The organism is Ensifer sp. 22460 (genome assembly GCF_052044935.1).
Taxonomy (GTDB): Bacteria; Pseudomonadota; Alphaproteobacteria; order Rhizobiales; family Rhizobiaceae; genus Ensifer.
The window spans coordinates 73,492-91,819 of record NZ_JBQENZ010000011.1; the positions used below are offsets into that span (position 1 = coordinate 73,492).

Annotated in this window: 14 protein-coding genes; 7 read left to right on the plus strand and 7 right to left on the minus strand. The window is 63.1% G+C overall.

The genetic code is table 11. The features are described from left to right. Nucleotides 1-6: 6 nt before the first annotated feature. Nucleotides 7-1,275, plus strand: coding sequence for a 4-aminobutyrate--2-oxoglutarate transaminase (locus tag ACTJKM_RS15740; protein ID WP_093232910.1), 1,269 nt, complete (start codon nucleotides 7-9; stop codon nucleotides 1,273-1,275). 221 nt (nucleotides 1,276-1,496) lie between these two features. Beyond that, entirely contained in the window at nucleotides 1,497-2,972 is a 1,476-nt protein-coding gene (locus ACTJKM_RS15745) for an NAD-dependent succinate-semialdehyde dehydrogenase (RefSeq protein WP_113511578.1), read from the plus strand. Nucleotides 2,973-3,003: 31 nt separating this feature from the next. Here ACTJKM_RS15745 and fabI read toward each other — a convergent pair whose 3' ends face one another. Genes fabI through ACTJKM_RS15765 form a run of 4 tightly spaced genes read right to left on the minus strand, consistent with a single transcriptional unit; the run spans nucleotide 3,004 to nucleotide 8,185 of the window. Next, nucleotides 3,004-3,789, minus strand: a complete 786-nt coding sequence (gene fabI, locus ACTJKM_RS15750) for an enoyl-ACP reductase FabI (RefSeq protein ID WP_058326327.1) — start codon at nucleotides 3,787-3,789, stop codon at nucleotides 3,004-3,006. A gap of 17 nt (nucleotides 3,790-3,806) precedes the next feature. After that, nucleotides 3,807-4,991 carry an acetate/propionate family kinase gene (locus tag ACTJKM_RS15755; protein WP_440660585.1) on the minus strand — a complete coding sequence of 395 codons (1,185 nt, stop codon included), beginning with the start codon at nucleotides 4,989-4,991 and terminating at the stop codon, nucleotides 3,807-3,809. A gap of 2 nt (nucleotides 4,992-4,993) precedes the next feature. Further along, nucleotides 4,994-5,950 (minus strand): phosphate acetyltransferase, encoded by a 957-nt coding sequence (locus tag ACTJKM_RS15760; protein ID WP_440637280.1) that lies wholly within the window; start codon nucleotides 5,948-5,950, stop codon nucleotides 4,994-4,996. A gap of 18 nt (nucleotides 5,951-5,968) precedes the next feature. Beyond that, nucleotides 5,969-8,185: a DUF3141 domain-containing protein gene (locus ACTJKM_RS15765; RefSeq protein WP_058326330.1), complete on the minus strand. Its 2,217-nt coding sequence runs from the start codon at nucleotides 8,183-8,185 to the stop codon at nucleotides 5,969-5,971. A gap of 362 nt (nucleotides 8,186-8,547) precedes the next feature. On the opposite strand from ACTJKM_RS15765, the gene htpG reads away from it, so the two are divergent. Beyond that, complete coding sequence (htpG, locus tag ACTJKM_RS15770) at nucleotides 8,548-10,437, plus strand: molecular chaperone HtpG (RefSeq protein ID WP_058324964.1); 1,890 nt, start codon at nucleotides 8,548-8,550, stop codon at nucleotides 10,435-10,437. A gap of 92 nt (nucleotides 10,438-10,529) precedes the next feature. Here the strand turns inward: htpG and ACTJKM_RS15775 are convergent, their stop codons facing one another. Together ACTJKM_RS15775 and ACTJKM_RS15780 are read right to left on the minus strand one after the other, a co-directional pair. After that, nucleotides 10,530-11,714, minus strand: a complete 1,185-nt coding sequence (locus ACTJKM_RS15775; RefSeq protein ID WP_113398806.1) for a CaiB/BaiF CoA transferase family protein — start codon at nucleotides 11,712-11,714, stop codon at nucleotides 10,530-10,532. An 11-nt stretch (nucleotides 11,715-11,725) separates the two neighbouring features. Then, nucleotides 11,726-12,913, minus strand: a complete 1,188-nt coding sequence (locus ACTJKM_RS15780) for an acyl-CoA dehydrogenase (protein ID WP_058324966.1) — start codon at nucleotides 12,911-12,913, stop codon at nucleotides 11,726-11,728. A gap of 208 nt (nucleotides 12,914-13,121) precedes the next feature. On the opposite strand from ACTJKM_RS15780, the gene ACTJKM_RS15785 reads away from it, so the two are divergent. Together ACTJKM_RS15785 and ACTJKM_RS15790 are read left to right on the plus strand one after the other, a co-directional pair. After that, on the plus strand, nucleotides 13,122-14,075 hold the full coding sequence (locus ACTJKM_RS15785) for a LysR family transcriptional regulator (RefSeq protein ID WP_113398807.1): 954 nt from the start codon (nucleotides 13,122-13,124) through the stop codon (nucleotides 14,073-14,075). A gap of 95 nt (nucleotides 14,076-14,170) precedes the next feature. After that, on the plus strand, nucleotides 14,171-15,298 hold the full coding sequence (locus ACTJKM_RS15790) for an NAD(P)/FAD-dependent oxidoreductase (RefSeq protein WP_058326333.1): 1,128 nt from the start codon (nucleotides 14,171-14,173) through the stop codon (nucleotides 15,296-15,298). A gap of 68 nt (nucleotides 15,299-15,366) precedes the next feature. On the opposite strand, the gene ACTJKM_RS15795 is transcribed toward ACTJKM_RS15790, so the two are convergent. After that, on the minus strand, nucleotides 15,367-16,098 hold the full coding sequence (locus ACTJKM_RS15795) for a GntR family transcriptional regulator (protein ID WP_057249142.1): 732 nt from the start codon (nucleotides 16,096-16,098) through the stop codon (nucleotides 15,367-15,369). A gap of 239 nt (nucleotides 16,099-16,337) precedes the next feature. Between ACTJKM_RS15795 and ACTJKM_RS15800 the strand changes: the two genes are divergently transcribed. Next, a complete protein-coding gene (locus ACTJKM_RS15800; RefSeq protein WP_440660587.1) occupies nucleotides 16,338-17,351 on the plus strand; it encodes an SIS domain-containing protein in 1,014 nt (337 codons plus the stop codon). Between the two features lie 84 nt (nucleotides 17,352-17,435). Continuing rightward, nucleotides 17,436-18,248, plus strand: a complete 813-nt coding sequence (locus ACTJKM_RS15805) for a PfkB family carbohydrate kinase (RefSeq protein WP_058326335.1) — start codon at nucleotides 17,436-17,438, stop codon at nucleotides 18,246-18,248. The last annotated feature ends 80 nt before the right edge of the window (nucleotides 18,249-18,328 follow it).

Consider the following 18,328-nt stretch of genomic DNA (forward strand, 5'->3'; position numbering starts at 1 on the left):
CGCGCCATGACCAGCCTCACCGACCGCAAGAACGCCGCCATCTCCCGCGGCGTCGGCATGACCACCCAGATCTACGCCGATCGCGCGGAAAACTCGGAGATCTGGGACAAGGAAGGCAATCGCTACATCGACTTCGCCTCCGGCATTGCGGTCGTCAACACGGGCCATCGTCACCCCAAGGTCATTGAGGCGGTCAAGGCGCAGATCGATCGCTTCACGCATACCTGCCATCAGGTCGTGCCTTACGAATCCTACGTGCACCTCGCCGAGCGCCTGAACGCGCTGACGCCCGGGGACTTTGCCAAGAAGACGATCTTCGTCACCACCGGCGCCGAAGCTGTCGAAAACGCCGTCAAGATCGCGCGTGCCTCGACCGGCCGCCAGGCGGTCATCGCCTTTTCCGGCGGCTTCCATGGCCGCACCTTCATGGGCATGGCACTGACCGGGAAGGTCGTTCCCTATAAGGTCGGCTTCGGCGCGATGCCGGGCGACGTCTTCCACGCCCCCTTCCCGATCGAACTGCACGGCATTACTACCGAACAGTCGCTCGCAGCACTCAAGAAGCTCTTTGCCGCCGATGTCGATCCGGGCCGTGTCGCCGCGATCATCCTGGAGCCGGTGCAGGGCGAAGGTGGTTTCTACCCCGCGCCCGCCGCTTTCATGAAGGCGCTGCGCGAAATCTGCGACCAGCATGGCATCCTTCTGATCGCCGACGAGGTCCAGACCGGCTTTGCCCGCACCGGCAAGATGTTCGCCATGGACCATCACGACGTTGCGCCTGACCTCATCACCATGGCCAAGAGCCTTGCCGGCGGCTTCCCGCTCGCCGCCGTCACCGGCCGCGCCGAAGTCATGGATGCGCCGGCCCCCGGCGGCCTTGGCGGCACCTATGGCGGCAACCCGCTCGGCATCGCCGCCGCCCATGCGGTGCTCGATGTCATCGCCGAAGAGAAGCTGTGCGAACGCGCCGAGCAGCTCGGCGGCCGGCTCAAGCAGCGCCTTGCCGCCATCCGCGAACAGGCACCCGAGATCGCCGACATCCGCGGCCCCGGCTTCATGAATGCCGTCGAGTTCAACGACGTGAAGACCAACCTGCCGAGCGCCGACTTCGCCAACAATGTTCGCCTGATCGCGCTGGAAAAGGGACTGATCCTCTTGACCTGCGGCGTGCATGGCAACGTCATTCGCTTCCTTGCGCCGATCACCATCCAGGACGAAGTCTTCGCCGAAGCGCTCGACATTCTCGAAGCGTCGATCCTCGCGGCGCGTGGTTGACGCCCGACCAGGCGACCGCTAACGCGGTTGCCCGGTGCATAATTCCTCAAATCGGGATCGACTTGAGGACAAAATTATGCAGCAATTCGAAGTGCTACAGCGACTTAGCGCGTCGATTCAAACGCGTGAAGCTCGGGTGCCGACGTCGTTCGGCACCCGCAAAAACAAGCAAAAGCGGGTCTGCCGCCCCCCGGCGGACCATCGCCGGAGGATGCCCGCCAATGACCTTGACCCCCGCCTTGACCAAGCACCTGCGCGCCGCCGAGCTATTTGCGCCGCTACACACCATTGCACATGCCGCAGCAGGCTGGACCGGCGCAACCTTCGACGTCTTCAACCCCTCGACCGGTGAGCTGCTGGCGGCCCTTCCAGACATGGGGATCGAAGAGGCGCATGGGGCGATCGAAGCCGCTGCAAAGGCGCAGGTTCTCTGGGCGGCAAAACCCGCCAAGGACAGAAGCGCGGTACTCCGGCGCTGGCATGACCTGATCGTGCAACATGCCGACGATCTCGCGGCGATCCTGACCGCCGAAATGGGCAAGCCGATCGCGGAATCGAAAGGCGAAGTGCTGCACGCCGCGGCTTACATCGAATGGTACGCGGAAGAGGCGAAGCGCATCTATGGCGAGACCTTCCCGGCACCGGCAAACGACCGCCGCATGCTTGTCATCAAGCAACCGGTTGGCGTCGTCGGCACCATCACGCCGTGGAACTTCCCGGCATCGATGGTCGCCCGCAAGATCTCGCCGGCCCTTGCCGCCGGATGCACCATCGTATTGAAGCCCGCCGAGCAGACCCCGCTCGTTGCCGGCGCAATGTTCGTGCTCGCCGAAAAGGCCGGTTTCCCCACGGGCGTCGTCAACCTGCTCTATGCCTCGGAGGGTGCCGCGATCGGCCGCGAGCTTTGCAGCAACCCGAAGGTGCGCAAGATCAGCTTCACAGGCTCGACCGAAGTCGGGCGGCTTTTGATGCGGCAATGCTCCGACCAGATCAAGAAGGTCAGCCTGGAGCTTGGCGGCAACGCCCCTTTCATCGTCTTCGACGACGCGGACATCGACGAGGCTGTGGACGGCGCCATCCAGGCAAAATTCCGCAATGCCGGCCAGACCTGCGTCTCGGCCAACCGCATCTATGTGCAGTCGGGCGTCCATGACGCCTTTGCCGAGAGGTTCGTCAGCCGAGTTGCCGAGCTCACCGTCGGCGACGGCTTCACCCCAGGCATCACCATCGGCCCGATGATCGACAAGCACGCGATCGAGAAGATCGAGGCCCATGTTACCGACGCGGTCTCCAAGGGTGCCAGGGTGCGCGCCGGTGGCCACAGGATCGGCGCGTCAGGCACCTTCTTCGAGCCGACGGTCCTGACCGGCATCTCGACCGACATGCGGGTCGCGCAGGAAGAAACCTTCGGCCCGATCGCGCCCATCATCCGCTTCGAGACGGCCGAGCAGGTGATCGCCGAAGCCAACGACACGATCTATGGGCTTGCCGCCTATTTCTACGCCGAGAACCTGAAGCGCGTCTGGCATGTGGCCGAGGCGTTGGAGTACGGCATGGTCGGCATCAACACCGGCCGCATGTCGTCGGAAGCCGCTCCCTTCGGCGGTATCAAGCAATCGGGCATCGGCCGCGAAGGCTCCCGCCACGGGCTCGAAGACTACCTGGAAATGAAGTACCTCTGCATGGGCAACATCTGACCCATGCAGGCACCGGCCGGCCAGCCAGCAGCTAGTCGATGATGTGGTAGCCACCGTCGACATAGAGCACCTGCCCCGTTATCAGCCGGGCGGCGTCATGCGCCAGAAAGGCCGTCGCAACGCCGACATCGTCGATATCGACGAGTTCGCGCGACGGCGACTTGACCTTCGTCTTTTCGAGCAGCGCGTCGAATTCCGGGATACCGGAAGCGGCGCGCGTCGCAAGCGCTCCGGGCGAGATCGCGTGGACGCGGATGCCCTTGGGGCCGAGTTCGGCTGCCAGATAGCGGACCGCACTTTCAAGCGCCGCCTTGGCAACACCCATGATGTTATAGTTTTCCACCACCACCTGTGAGCCGTGATAGGTCATGGTGAAAAGCGTGCCGCCATTCTTCATCAGCGGCTCGGCGAGATGCGCCATGCGGATGAAGGACCAGCAGGAAATGTCCATGGTCTTGAGGAACCCTTCGCGGGGCACGTCAACCACGCGGCCGCCGAGCGTATCCTTCGGCGAAAAGGCGATCGAGTGCACGAGGAAATCAAGCTCCCCCCAGGTCTTGTCGATCTCCTCGAACACGGCTTCCATCTGGCCCGGAACGGCCACGTCGAGCGGCAGGAACAGCGGCGCTTCGATTTCACGCGCTAACGGTTCCACATAGGGCCTTGCCTTGTCGTTCAGATAGGTGACGGCCACTTCCGCCCCGAAGGCGCGAAAGGCGCGGGCGCAGCCCCAGGCGATCGACCGATCGTTGGCAATGCCGACGATCAGACCTTTGCGGCCATCCAGAAGTTTGGCCTTGGCGACAGGAATGGACATGGATTGTCTCCGATGGATCAGGCTGCACGAGTTCGAAGTAGCGCCAGTGTGTGGCGCGCGATCATCAATTCCTCGTCGGTTGGAATGACGTAGAGCGCGACGCGGCTTGAAGGCGTGGAGATCAGCGTGGCACCCGCCGCGTTCGCGGCCGGATCGAGTTCGGCTCCGAGCCAGGCGAGGTTCTCCGCGATGCGGGCGCGGATCTGAGCGGAGTTCTCGCCGACACCCGCCGTGAAGACGAAAGCGTCGATGCCGCCGAGCGCGGCCGCGAGCATCCCGGCATTGAGCCCGCTGCGATAGAGGAAGTGATCAATGGCGAGTTTGGCATGCGGGTCCTCGCTTGCGAGAAGATCGCGCATATCGTTCGACACACCGGAGAGCCCCTTCAGACCTGCCTCATGATAGAGCAGATCCGAAACGGCCTGGGCACTCATGCCGCGCTGGAGGATCAGGTAAAGCACGACGCCCGGATCGAGCTGGCCAGGCCGCGTTCCCATCGGCAAGCCGTCGAGCGCGGTGAAGCCCATGGTGCTCTCGATGCTGTGGCCGTTGTAGAGGGCACACATCGAGGCGCCACTGCCAAGATGCGCAACGATGACGCGGCCAAGTGCCACCTCCGGCGCCACGTCCCGCAGGCGCTCCGAGATGTATTCGTAGGAGAGGCCGTGAAAGCCATAGCGCCGAACGCCTTCGTCATAGAAGCTACGCGGCATGGCGTAGCAGTTCACTTCTTCCGGGTGGCCGTGATGGAAGGCGGTATCGAAACAGGCGACCTGCGGCACATCCGGATTGATCGCCATGGCCTGACGGATCGGCGCGAGGTTGTTGGGCTGGTGCAGCGGCGCGAGATCCTGATAGCTCGCCAGACGATCCAGCACTGTCGCATCGATGAGCACCGGCTCGGCATAGTCGGGCCCGCCATGTACCACCCGGTGACCGACCGCACGCAAGGTGAAGCCCTGAAGCGCCAACAGCCAGTCCCGCGCCGCGGCGATCGCCGCCGGCAGGTCGCCGACGACGTCGGCTTCATAGTTGCGATCGACCAGCACGGTTCCGTCGGCCGCTTTCGCCTGCAGGCGCGGTCGCGTACCGATGCCGCCGATCTGCCCCTTCACCCGGCGTTCGAGACCGGCATCCGTGATCCCGAAAACCTGAAACTTCAGGCTGGACGATCCTGCATTGACGACGAGAAGCGCATCCATGGCTACACCGCCGCAACTTGGGCGGCGCGTCGCCTTGCCGCATAGAGCGAAGCCACGGCACAGGAAGCAAGGCGCGTGCGCACGGAGTCCGCCCGCGAGGTCAGCACGATCGGCACGCGGGCGCCAAGGACGATGCCGGCGGCGTCGGCATGGGACAGGAAGGTGAGATTCTTCGCCAGCATATTGCCGGCCTCAAGATCGGGCACCACCAGGATCTGCGCCCGGCCAGCAACCGGGGACTTGATGCCCTTGATATGTGCTGCCTCCGGGTCGATCGCATTGTCGAAGGCAAGTGGGCCCTCGAGCAGGCCGCCGGTGATCTGGCCGCGCTCCGCCATTTTACACAGCGCCGCCGCCTCGATCGTCGACGGTATCTTCGTCGTCACGGTCTCGACAGCCGAAAGAATGGCGACGCGCGGCTCGCCAAGACCGATCGTAACCCAGAGGTCGATGGCGTTCTGCACGATGTCGCGCTTGGCCTCGAGGTCCGGGAAGATGTTGATGGCGGCATCGGTGATGAACAGCGTCTCGGCATGGCCCGGCACATCCATGATGAAGACATGGCTGATCCGCCGATCGGTCCGAAGACCCGTTGCGGAGGCAGCAACCTCGCGCATCAGCTCGTCCGTATGCAGGCTGCCCTTCATCAGAAGCTCGCCGCGGCCCTCGCGGATCATCGCCACCGCTTTCGCCGCCGCCGCATGGCTGTGCGGCACGTCGACGATCTCTGAGTTGCCGAGGTCGAGCCGGTGTTCGGCAGCGATGCTGCGGATCTTCGCTTCCGGGCCGACGAGCACGGGCTTGATCAGTCCCGTCTCGGCCGCCTCAAGTGCGCCACGCAGCGAGGTTTCGTCGCAAGGGTGCGCGACGATGGTGACCGCCGGCGTTTCGTCTCGCGCGGTGGCAATCAGCAGATCGTATTTGGACTGCTCAAGCGGCAGTGCGGTTTCCTCGGACATGTCGAAGCTCCTTCTCGATCAGGATGCGGCACGATTGCGGACGACCTTGCCGGCGTTGATCGCCACCGGCGGCTCGCTGTCCAACCCGAACAGCGCCGCCACCCGTTGCAGCCGCTCGGCCGCAAGACCTGTCAGCACACCGGAGGCCTCGAGGACCTCGCGAAGAGCGGTGAAGGCCGCGCGACGCTCCTCGATCGCTTCCGGCAACAGCTTCGGAAGCGCCGCCAGGGCAGCGTCCTCGTCGATCAGCAACATGAAGTACTGCTCGCGCATTACCGCCTTGAAATCGGCTAGTGTCAGTTGCTTCGCCGAGGGATGGGCACGCCGAAGCCTGCGAACTGCCTCGAGCCCGCGCTCGTCGGCGCCGCCACGCGCCATGCCGACGAAAATCAACGACCGCGCAAGGCCTTCACACGTAGCGCCTTCTGCAAATCTCGTCCTGAGCTCGGCAATCCGCGCCTCGACGAGCGCTTGATGAAGCAGGCTCTTCTCAGCCTTGCGCGGCGGCTGGTCCGAATTCGTGTCGATGCCGAGTGCGGCCTGGAGTGTCGGAGCGCCGTAGATGGCGTGAAAGCTCTGTTCCGATAGATACTCGGCCGTCCGCCGCCAGGTGTCGAGGCCGTCCACGATCTGCTGCGACAGGGCCTCCTGCCAGGCGATGAACGGGTTGCTTGCATCCGCAGGCTCGCGGTTCTCGCGCACATGGTCCGCAAGCGCCGACATCCAGGGCATGAAGGGGTTGTCCTGCCCGAACAGTGCGTATTGCAGCCGCAGCGGATGCATGTTCCGCATCGCCTCCGCCACGGGCGGCGTTGCCGCCGCCTTGACCAGCGGCTGTAGATAGGTGCGATAGAGCGCCAGGTTGACTTCCGAAAGCTTCGCCGCGGCGGCGAAGCGACGTTCGTCCTCGATATCGTTGCCACCGAGCGCGCGGATATCGTCGAGCGTTCGCGCCTCGCAGCGCATCAGCCATTCGCCGGACACAAGGTCCCTGCCCTCAGCCACATTGGCTGCCGGCGTCAGCACCGCTTCGTAGAGTCCTGGCGGCAGCACATCGATCAACTCGATGTTGGATGCGAATTCGTCATGCTCCTTCCGCGCGACCCCGGCGGACACAAAGATGCCGAGATGCCCGACAGTCTCGTGAACGGTATAGACGATTGTCTGGCCGTAGGCGCGAATCTCGTCGACGCTGTCGTAGAGATCGAGGATCCAGTCGAGCGCTTGCTGCGGCGGGGTGATGTTGTCGCCCTTCGAGCAGAAGACGACGATCGGCGAGCGGATATTGCGAAGGTCGATCGCCGTTCCATCGGACGTCCGGATTTCGCCAGCGGCGAGCTTGTTGCCGACGAACAGCTCATCGACGATGAACTGCATTTCCTCGGCATTCAGCGTCACATGCCCGCCCCACCAGCGCTCGAAGCCGAGGTAGCGGGCGGCCTCCGTGTCGATCTTCGAATAGAGATTGTATTGTTTGGTCCAAAGCGTGTTGGCCGGGTTCTGGTTCTCGAAATTCTGAACCAGCCAGGCGCCGTCGAAGACGCCGGCGCCGAGATCGCCGGTCAGCGCCGCCAGCCAGCTACCGCCGAGGAGCCCGCCGGAATAGCGCATCGGGTTTTGCCCTTTGACGCCGGCCCAGTAGGAAAGCGGCGCGCCGGCAATGATGATGGGGCCAAAGAGTTCCGGCCTGAGTGCAGCAACGATCATCACGGCCCAGCCCGCCTGGCAATTGCCGATCACGCAGGGCTTCCCGTCAGCATCCGGATGGCGAGCGATGACGGTTTCGAGGAACACGGCTTCTGCAAGAGCAATATCCTCAATCGTCTGCCCGGGAACCGGATCAGGAAGGAAGCCGATGAAATAGCAGGGATGGCCGGCCTTCATCGCCACGCCGATCTCGCTGTCTGCCTTGAAGCCGCCGATGCCGGGCCCGTGACCCGCACGGGGATCGACAACGACGAAGGGGCGCTTCGACGGGTCGGCCACGACACCTTCGGGAGGAACGATGCTCACCAGCGCATAGTTCACCGGCCGAGCGAGCGTGCGTCCGTCGCCGACAAGCCGAGCCTCGAACTCCAGCACGTTCGGAGCGGTCTGCGTCCGGTGCTCCTCATATTGCGCGCCGCGCTGCCGCATCACGTCGAGAAAAAGGACCGAGCGCTGCCAGGCATCGAGCGAATAGGAATAGGCATCGGCGAATGTCGGTATTGTCGGGATGGTGGAATGCTTGGGCATAGTGTCCACTCCTCGGTGCGATTGAAGGCCGGCCCCGCTGCTTGAAGCCAATAGAACAATGCAATTCGTCTCGCATTGACTTTAGTCAAAGAGACGGGTGGCAGAGCTGCGGTATGAACTCGACATAGGTGACCCAAGAACGTCTGCTCAGGTCGCAGGAGCATAACAGTGGAGTGTTACGGCGATTTGTCGGCATAGCGAACCGTCGCCTTGGACCCCGTGGAAGGAGCATACGTTGGCCAGTTTTCAGCGTTCCTTCGCAGTGCAGCATCATACAGAAATGGGTACCACGCAAGACGACCCTTGAAATTCTGGACGCAGCTTGCCAATTGGGGCGCAAAGCACAAGGAGTTGCCAAGGCGATGAGCGAAACCGAAATGTCCGTAGAGAAACATGTCTTCGAAGCCGATGTGGCGCGACTGCTCCATTTGATGGTGCATTCGGTCTATTCCGACAAGAACGTCTTCCTCCGCGAACTGATTTCGAACGCCGCGGACGCCTGCGAGAAGCTGCGCTACGAAGCGATCGCCTCGCCTGAGCTTCTTGCCGGAGACCCCACCCCGCGCATCACGCTGACGCTCGATGAGGAAAACAGCCGTCTCGTCGTCGACGACAACGGCATCGGCATGAGCCGTGATGAACTGGTCGAAGCGCTCGGCACGATTGCCCGCTCGGGCACGCGGGCCTTCATGGAGCGCATCGAGGCCGCGCAGGGCAAGGAAGGCGCACAGCTTATCGGTCAGTTCGGCGTCGGCTTCTATTCCGCCTTCATGGTCGCCGACAAGGTCGATGTCGTGTCGCGTCGCGCCGGTTCCGAACACGCCTGGCTGTGGTCCTCCGACGGCAAGGGCAGCTACACCGTTGCTGCCGCCGAACTTGCGGACGCTCCGGCGCGCGGTACGCGCATCACGCTCCATCTGATGGAGGATGCCAAGACCTACACGTCGCGCTGGACCGTCGAGCGCATCGTCAAGGATCAGTCCGGCCATGTGCCGGTGCCGATCTCGATCGTCGAGAAGCCCGGGGCCGAGCCGGTTTCCGTCGGCGACGGCACGGCCCTCTGGACCAAGCAGAAGAGCGAGATTTCCAAGGAAGACTACGCCGACTTCTACCGTGGCGTCGCCGGGCAGTATGACGATCCGGCCCTGACCGTCCATTTCCGCGCCGAAGGCCGTCACGAATATACCGCACTTGCCTTCGTGCCCGGCTCGAAGCCCTTCGACCTCTTCGACCCGGACCGCAAGGGCCGGATGAAGCTCTACGTCAAACGCGTCTTCATCACCGACGAGGCGGAATTGCTGCCGCGCTACCTGCGCTTCGTGCGCGGCCTCGTCGATACGTCCGACCTGCCCTTGAACGTCTCGCGTGAGATGATCCAGGAAAGCCCGCTGCTGGCAAGTATCCGCAAGGGCGTGACCAACCGCGTGCTGACGGCGATCGAGAAGCTGGCGGAAAACGAACCGGAGAGCTTCGCCAAGGTCTGGGAGAACTTCGGCAGCGTGCTGAAGGAAGGCATCTACGAGGACTACGAGCGCCGCGAACAACTGATCGCTCTGTCACGCTTCCGTACCACCACCTCGGATGAAGGCCAGCGCAGTCTCGCCGACTACGTCAAGGACATGAAGGAAGGCCAGTCGGCGATCTATTATCTGACGGGCGACAATCTCGGCCAGCTCAAGGCCTCGCCGCAGCTCGAAGGTTTCCGCGCCCGCGGCATCGAAGTGCTGCTCTTGACCGATCCGGTCGATAGCTTCTGGGTGACCTCGGCTCCGGACTTCGACGGCAAGCCGCTGAAGTCGATCACCCAAGGGGCGGCTGATCTCAGCAATATCGCCAAGTCTGAAGGCGACAAGGAAGAGCCGCCGAAGGCCAGCCAGCTGGTCATCGACTTCGTTGCCTTCGCCAAGGAGACCCTGGGCGCGGCGGTCTCCGATGTCCGCACGTCCGACCGCCTGACGGAAAGTGCCGTCTGCCTGGTCGCGCCGGAACACGGTCCCGATCGCCAGCTCGAAAAGATGCTGCAAGGCGCCGGCCGTCTTGACGATGCGGCCAAGCCGATCCTCGAAGTTAACCCGAACCACGCACTGATCGCCGCGATGGCCGCCAGCCCTGCCGGCGATACAGCTTTTCGAACGGATGCCGTACAACTCCTGCTCGACCAGGCGCGCGTGCTCGATGGCGACAAGCCGCAGGATCCGCGCGCTTTTGCCGAACGGCTGTCGCGCGTCTTCAACCGCGCACTCAAGGCCTAACGGAAAAACCCCGGAAATCTCCAGGATTTCCGGGGTTTTTGCTATTTTCTCAGGTGGTGTCTTAACAAGCGCCTTCGGGGCCTCACCTTGCGTTAGCCCGCCTTCGGGACCTGCATCCCGATCTCGGCGAGTACCTCGTCGGTGTGCTCTCCAAGCCGCGGTACGCCGCGGTCCAGCGCAAGCTCGGCCGCTGAAAAGCGGATCGGCGTCCGCACACCCGGCGAGGTACCGGCGGCAGCGCCCGAATGCGGCGTATCCACCCGCATCTTCCGATGCTCGATCTGCGGATCGGCAAAGACGTCGGCGACGGTGTTGATCGGCCCGCCGGGCACCCCGGCATCTTCCAGCAACGTCAACAGAGTGTCGCGCTCGATCTTCACGGTTTCGGCTGCCAGTTCGGGCGTCAGCGTGTCGCGGTTCTGCACGCGCAGCGCGTTGGTCAGATAACGTTCGTCGGTCGCCAGATCGGCGCGGTCGAGCAACGTGCAGAACTTCACGAACTGCCGATCGTTGCCGACAGCAACGATCAGGTGGCCGTCGGAGGTCGGGAAGACCTGATAGGGCGCTATGTTCGGGTGGGCATTGCCGAGCCGGCGCGGCGCCTTGCCGGAGACCAGGAAGTTCAGCGCCTGGTTGGCAAGAACGCCGGTCATGCAGTCGAGCAGCGCCATGTCGATCTGCTGTCCCTCGCCGGTGCGCTCGCGCTGGGCAAGCGCCGCCTGGACGGCAATTACACCGTAGAGACCGGTGAAGATATCGGCGAAGGCAACGCCGATCTTCTGCGGCTCGCGATCGGGCTCACCGGTCAGGTCCATGATGCCACTCATGCCCTGGACGATATAATCGTAGCCGGCGCGATGAGCATAGGGACCGTCCTGGCCGAAGCCCGTGACCGAGCAATAGATCAGCCGCGGATTGATCTTCTTCAGGCTCTCGTAGTCGAGACCATATTTGACGAGCCCTCCGACCTTGAAGTTTTCGAGGAGAACGTCCGACTGGGCGGCAAGGCGGCGCACGGCCTCCTGTCCCTCCTCCGTGGTGAAATCGAGCACCACGGAGCGCTTGCCGCGGTTGCAGGCGTGGAAGTAGGCGGCATCGAGCTTCTCGCCATCTTCGCCCGCGACGAAGGGCGGGCCCCAGGTGCGGGTGTCGTCGCCGGCCGGGCTTTCCACCTTGATGACGTCGGCACCAAGATCGGCCAGCGTCTGGCCGATCCAGGGGCCCGCGAGAATGCGGGCCAGTTCCAGGACACGAATGCCCTTCAGCGGCGCTTCCATGATCGTGCCGCTCAGAAGAAGGCCTGGAGGCCGGTCTGGGCGCGGCCGAGGATCAGCGCATGGACGTCATGCGTGCCCTCGTAGGTGTTGACGGTCTCGAGGTTCACCATGTGGCGCATGACCTGGTACTCCTCGGAGATGCCGTTGCCGCCGTGCATGTCGCGGGCCATGCGGGCGATATCGAGCGCCTTGCCGCAATTGTTGCGCTTGACGATGGAGATCATTTCCGGGGCCATGCGGCCCTCGTCCATCAGGCGGCCGACACGCAGCGAGCCCTGCAGGCCGAGCGTGATCTCCGTCTGCATGTCGGCAAGCTTCTTCTGGAAGAGCTGAGTCTGTGCCAGCGGACGGTTGAACTGCTTGCGGTCGAGGCCATACTGGCGCGCGGCATGCCAGCAGAATTCAGCGGCACCGAGCGCACCCCAGGAAATGCCGTAGCGGGCGCGGTTGAGGCAGCCAAACGGACCCTTGAGGCCTTCCACATTCGGCAGCAGCGCCTCTTCGCCGACCTCGACATTGTCCATGACGATTTCGCCGGTGATCGAGGCGCGCAGCGACAGCTTACCGGCGATCTTCGGAGCGGAAAGGCCCTTCATGCCCTTTTCGAGCACGAAGCCGCGGATAGCGCCGCCATGAGCTTCCGACTTCGCCCAGACGACGAAGACATCGGCGAGCGGCGCGTTGGAAATCCACATCTTCGAGCCGACAAGGCGGTAGCCGCTCTCGGTCTTGATGGCGCGGGTCTTCATACCGGCCGGATCGGAGCCGGCGTCCGGCTCGGTCAGGCCGAAGCAGCCGATCCACTCGCCGCTGATGAGCTTCGGGAGATACTTCTGCTTCTGCTCTTCAGAGCCATAGGCATAGATCGGATAGATCACCAGCGAAGACTGCACGCTCATCATCGAGCGGTAGCCGCTGTCGACGCGCTCGACTTCGCGCGCGACAAGGCCGTAGGCGACGTAAGAAGCGCCGACGCCGCCATAGGTATCCGAGACGGTCACGCCGAGCAGGCCGAGCTCGCCCATCTCGCGGAAGATCTCCGGATCGGTCGATTCTTCGCGATAGGCGTCGATGACGCGCGGCTGCAGCCGGTCTTGCGCATAGGCCCGCGCCGTGTCGCGGATCATACGTTCGTCCTCGGTCAACTGATCTTCGAGCAGGAACGGATCATCCCATTGAAATTGCGTCTTGCCGGCCATGTTTCTCTCCCATCGGATTATTCGGCTCATGTTATCGCAAGGGGTGCATGCCGTTTCAAACGAAATTGAGGCACCGCCTCATGCGTTCAGGGAATGGCCCCGTGTTGCAAAATCGCTGAAATATGACGACAAGAACTCAAGTCCTTCGGGCCACCACCGTGGAGCGAATGGCCAGTGCAACGCCAGAGATCAAAAGCAAGCCACGACCATGGCCAATGACCGCCTCGAACGCTTCGCCCACAATCTCGACTGGAATCTGCTGCGCACCTTCGTCGTGCTTGTCGAGGAAGGCAGCATCACCGCCGCCGCGAACCGCCTGCTCCTGCAGCAGCCGGCCGTCAGCATGGCGCTGAAACGATTGGAGCAGACCGTCGGCCAGAAGCTCATCGACAGACGTCCCGGGCGCTTCAACCTGACGGATGCCGGCGCCCGCCTGCATGCCCAATGCCGCGATATCTTCGCGGCCGTCATTCGGCTGCCGAACGTACTGGAGATCGCCGGAGAGGAAATCACCGGCCACCTCAACATCCACTCAGTCAGCCACGCCCACAACCCTGCCTGGGACCGCAAGCTCGAAAGTTTCTTCCGTTTGCACTCCAAGGTGACGCTATCGGTCACTGTCGCGACGACGGTCGACGTTCTAAGCGCCGTCGAGCGAAACGTCGCGACCATCGGCCTTTGCGACGGCAACATACCCGACTGGCTCAACAAACGCTTCCATGTACGCGAACGTTACGCGCTCTACTGCGGCCGCGATCATCCGCTGTTCGGCGTTCAAGGCGTCGACTTCAACGATCTCAGGGGCAATCCCTATATCGCCTTCATCGCCGACGTGCTTGGCGGGCAGCATATGAACTCGGTGACGGCGGTGCGTGCCGTCGGATCCTTCGGCCAGCAGGTCCGCGCCGTCTCCTGCAATGTCGAAGAGGTCATGCGGCTGATCGCCTCCAATGTCGGCATCGGCATGCTGCCCGACCACCTGGCGGCGCCAGCCGTTGCGGAGGGCCAGCTCTGGCAGTTGCCGCCCTACACCGACCTGCCGACGACTGATGTCTTTCGCATTTCCAACCCGAACGCGATCCTCAATCCGGCGGAGGCTGCTTTTCTTTCCCATGTCGCCGATACCGAGCCCCTCGACCACTGTCTCGACGAGACAGCCTGACCATCATCAGAATTGATAGCCACCTTTCCGGTTATAAATTTGAACGCGGTTGGCAGCTTGCCTATGGTCCCGCCAACAACCAATGGAGGCGGGACATGCGAGACTACGATGTGGCAATCATTGGCGGCGGGATCGCCGGCCTGTCACTCGCCTATTTCCTGACACCACATCGCTCCGTCGTGGTGATCGAGCGGGAGGAAGGGCTCGGCTATCACAGCACCGGCCGCTCGGCCGCAGAGTTTGTCCTGCGCTACAATACGCCCGAGGTCTGCGCGCTCGCTTCGATCTCCAAAAGTTTCTTCGACAATCCGCCTGAGGGGTTCTCCGAGGTGGCGCTGCTCAAGCAGCGCGGCGGCGTCATGATCGCCAACGCCGAGAAGATTGATCGCTTCGAAGAGGTCTTCGCCGAGGAAAGTCGCGCCAATGCCGAGATCCAAAGGCTGACCATCGACGAAGTTATCGCACGCGTGCCTATTCTCCGGCGTGACTACGTTGCCGCGGCCTATTACGATCCGCATTTCTGGGACATCGAAGTCGAGAACCTCGTGCAGGGTTACGTCAGGGGCGCACGGCGGCATGGCGCCACGATCGTCGAACGCTCGGACGTGCTGGCGCCGCATCGGGATGGCGATCGCTGGGTGCTCACGACAAGTGCCGGCAATGTCAGCGCAAAGACGATCGTCAACGCCGCCGGCGGTTGGGCCGATCCGGTTGCGGACCTGTTCGGCGTCGCCCCCGTCGGTATCGTGCCGCATCGCCGCACGGCGATCACCGTTGATCTTCCCGAAGGCATCGATGCGCTCACCTTGCCGGAGATCAACGAGATCGATGAAGACTTCTACATGAAGCCCGAGGGTGGGCGGCTGCTCGCCTCGCCGGCCGACGCCACCCCTTGCGAGCCGGCCGACGTCCAGCCCGAGGAAATCGACGTCGCCTGGGCGGCGCACTACATCGAAGAGGCAACGACCGTACCGGTTCGCCGCATCTTCAAGAGCTGGGCCGGCATGCGCAGCTTCTCGTCCGACAAGTTGCCGGTCATCGGCTTTGCCCGCGACCGACCGGATTTCTTCTGGCTCGCCGGCCAGGGCGGCTACGGCATCCTGACCTCACCGGCGCTCGGCGCACTCGCCGCGAACCTCGTCGTCGGCACCTCGCCCCCGGAAGGCTTTGACGCGGTCGGTCTCGACCCATCGAAGTTCAGCCCGGCGCGTCTGGAGCAATAACGAGGCTGTTCCTCGCCGCGTCACGTCGTTCAAAGTCGATTGCTGGCCGACCTCGACCGTCGGCCGGATCACTTACGCGCTAGGCTGAAGGAAAAATGGCTGCCGCGGTGATAGTCGAGCGCGTAGACCACCGGCAAGCCGGCCGCATTGAAACAGGTCTCGCGGATCAGCAGTGCCGGCCCGAAATCGCGCAGGTCGTTGCGCTCCACCACATCATCTGGAAGCATGACGGCGGAGACAATCGCGGCCGACATCCTGGGCCTGCTCCTGTGCTGATCCAGCAGATCGAGCAGTGAACCTGTCCAATCGACATCATAAAGGCGCAACGGGATGATGCTGCGCGGGATGAAGTCGACGCAATAGAGGATCGGCTCGTCCTTGTGCAGCCGCAGCCGTTCGAGACGGATCACCCGCTCGCCCGGCTGGAGCCGCAACTGCTCAGCCGTGGTGGCGTCGGGTGCTTCCTCCGCCACCGAAAGAACCTTGTTGGCCGTGGCGTAGCCATAGTGCCGGGCCATGTCCGTGACGCTTTCGAAGACGGTGATCGGCCGATCGACCTGCACGGCGGACATCGCCGAGACGAACCGCCCCCGGCCGTGCTCGACATAGATGATGCTGTCCTGCTCAAGCAGTTTCAGCGCTTCGCGCAGCGCCGGACGCGAGATCTTGAAGCGCTGCGTCAACTGCGCCTCGGTCGGCAGTTTGTCGCCGGGATTGAGCCCTTCGTCGCGAATCAGATCTGCGATGCGGTCGCGGAGCTGAATGACCAGTGTGCGCGTATCACGAAGGGGTTCGTCCAATTCCTCTCACTCCGTTGAACAATCACAAGGATGTTCTTGTCTGACAAATTCTGGAAGGTCAAGTGCGCCTCCGGCCAACCGGATTTTCGCTGCTACTCGGCGTGCATCGCGAGGTGCAGCGGTGCTGGCGAGATATCTCTCTTGACACCGCTTCGCATTGTTGTCAGTTGTCTTACAACATTAAGGAGAACGGCGGACGCCATGACCGCCGACCGAGGCAATCACCGGGAAAGCGTGCCATGCTGAACTTCGACGAACAGAGATTTCTTCGCATCCAGTTGGGCGCTGGCGCACTGCGCCAGCAACTGGACACCACCATCGCGGCTTGTCTCGCCGCCGGCGCGGAGAACATCTTTTTCACGGGAACGGGAGGCGCCGCCATCCTGATGCAGCCGGCAGCCCAGCTTCTTCAGCGCCAGTCCCGCTTTCCCACCTTTAGCGACCTGCCGGCAGAGCTCGTCCTTTCCGGATCGGTAAACCTGAATTCCAGGTCCATCGTGGTCATTCCCTCCCTCTCCGGCACCACGAAGGAAAGCGTGGCGCTGCTCGAGAAGGCAAAAGCGGTTGGCGCGACGGTATTGACGCTGGTCGGGCATCGGGACACGCCACTCGGCCAAGGCGGCGACCACGTCTTCGTCAATTTCGCCGAAGACGACACCTCCTGCGAGTCATTCTATCTGCAATCGCTGTTCATTGCGCTTTCGATCATGCGCCACCGCGGGGAACTCGAAAATTACGAGCGGATTGTGGGTGAACTCGAAACCCTACCGCAGGCGCTGCTGGAGGTGAAGCGAAGCTTCGAACCCCGAGCAGAGGATTTCGCGAAGGTTCTTGCTGGCTCCGACTATCATATCATCATCGGCGCCGGGAACGTGTGGCCGGAAGCCTTCTACTACGGCATGTGCATTCTCGAGGAGATGCAGTGGATCCGCACCCGTCCGGTGCATGCCTCCGACTTCTTCCATGGAACGCTCGAACTGGTCGAACAGGACGTCAGCGTCGTCCTGTTCAAGGGCGAAGATGCGATGCGTCCGCTCGCCGAGCGCGTTCAGAACTTCGTGCCTAGCTACACAAGCAAGCTCACCGTGCTCGACACAGCGGAGTCTACCCTCCCCGGCCTTTCTCCCGACGTGCGCGGTCTCGTCTCGCCGATCGTGCTTGCAACGGTGCTCGAGCGCATCAGTGCCCACCTGGAGGTCATGCGCAATCACCCGCTGACGACGCGGCGCTACTACAAGCGCGTTGCCTACTGAGCATTCGAGACGTAATCGTTCGCCCGACGGTCGCGGATGCGAAAACGCGTTCGCGACCTTTCCATGCGCCCGCCAGGAGACGCCATGACCACTTTCCGCCTTGCTGCCGTCGGCGACAATTGCATCGACCGTTTCCAGGCGCCGGTCGGGGAAACCTATGTCGGTGGTAACGCGATCAATGTCGCCGTGCAGTTGGCGCTTCTCGGACACCAATCTTTCTACTTCGGCGCCGTCGGTCGTGACCGCGGCGGCACACAGGTGCGGCAGCTTCTCGAGCAGAACGGCGTGCGGCTTGACGGCCTCAAGGAGCGCGACGTCAACACCGCCTATACCGACATCGGCATCACGCCGGATGGCGACCGTGTCTTCCTCTATGAGGATTTCGGCGCCTGTGCCGGCTACCGACCCGACGCGGAAGACCTCGCTCTCCTGAAGACCATGGATCACGTGCATATCGGCTGGCTCGACGACGGCGGCGCGCTGCGCCGGGCACTTGCAGCCGAGGGCGTCAGCGTCTCGCAGGATGTCTCCGTCAACGCCGCCCCCGCCGACCTTGGCGTGGAGGGCCTCAACATCGCCTTCGGGTCCGGCGGCGACGGCGATCAGGACGCAGAACGATTGGCTGATGGCTTCCTCTCTCGCGGTGCTAAGCTGGCCGTTGTCACGCGAGGCGCCCTCGGCTCGCTCGCAATCGACGGAACCGAACTAGTATCGACCGGCAGTCGTCCTGTGGATGTCGTCGACACTACCGGCGCGGGCGACAGCTTTATCGCCGGGTTCATTCTGGCTCATCTCGAAGGCCGCCCGCTGATCGAGCGACTGGAGGCCGGGCGCGACCTCGCTGCGCGCACCTGCACCCATGTCGGCGGGTTTCCGCAACAGCCGCACACTCTGTAACAAGACGAGCCCGCCTCACCCGACCCAGTTCAACAACGGGCCGGGTAAATGGCGAGCGTCTTCAGGCTTTCCACCCCAAG

What these genes read in the sequence shown, in the direction of transcription:
- ACTJKM_RS15740 (WP_093232910.1), top strand. Translation starts at nt 7, where the DNA reads ATGACCAGCCTCACCGACCGCAAGAACGCCGCCATCTCCCGCGGCGTC.
- ACTJKM_RS15745 (WP_113511578.1), top strand. Translation starts at nt 1,497, where the DNA reads ATGACCTTGACCCCCGCCTTGACCAAGCACCTGCGCGCCGCCGAGCTA.
- fabI (WP_058326327.1), bottom strand. Translation starts at nt 3,789, where the DNA reads ATGTCCATTCCTGTCGCCAAGGCCAAACTTCTGGATGGCCGCAAAGGT.
- ACTJKM_RS15755 (WP_440660585.1), bottom strand. Translation starts at nt 4,991, where the DNA reads ATGGATGCGCTTCTCGTCGTCAATGCAGGATCGTCCAGCCTGAAGTTT.
- ACTJKM_RS15760 (WP_440637280.1), bottom strand. Translation starts at nt 5,950, where the DNA reads ATGTCCGAGGAAACCGCACTGCCGCTTGAGCAGTCCAAATACGATCTG.
- ACTJKM_RS15765 (WP_058326330.1), bottom strand. Translation starts at nt 8,185, where the DNA reads ATGCCCAAGCATTCCACCATCCCGACAATACCGACATTCGCCGATGCC.
- htpG (WP_058324964.1), top strand. Translation starts at nt 8,548, where the DNA reads ATGAGCGAAACCGAAATGTCCGTAGAGAAACATGTCTTCGAAGCCGAT.
- ACTJKM_RS15775 (WP_113398806.1), bottom strand. Translation starts at nt 11,714, where the DNA reads ATGGAAGCGCCGCTGAAGGGCATTCGTGTCCTGGAACTGGCCCGCATT.
- ACTJKM_RS15780 (WP_058324966.1), bottom strand. Translation starts at nt 12,913, where the DNA reads ATGGCCGGCAAGACGCAATTTCAATGGGATGATCCGTTCCTGCTCGAA.
- ACTJKM_RS15785 (WP_113398807.1), top strand. Translation starts at nt 13,122, where the DNA reads ATGGCCAATGACCGCCTCGAACGCTTCGCCCACAATCTCGACTGGAAT.
- ACTJKM_RS15790 (WP_058326333.1), top strand. Translation starts at nt 14,171, where the DNA reads ATGCGAGACTACGATGTGGCAATCATTGGCGGCGGGATCGCCGGCCTG.
- ACTJKM_RS15800 (WP_440660587.1), top strand. Translation starts at nt 16,338, where the DNA reads ATGCTGAACTTCGACGAACAGAGATTTCTTCGCATCCAGTTGGGCGCT.
- ACTJKM_RS15805 (WP_058326335.1), top strand. Translation starts at nt 17,436, where the DNA reads ATGACCACTTTCCGCCTTGCTGCCGTCGGCGACAATTGCATCGACCGT.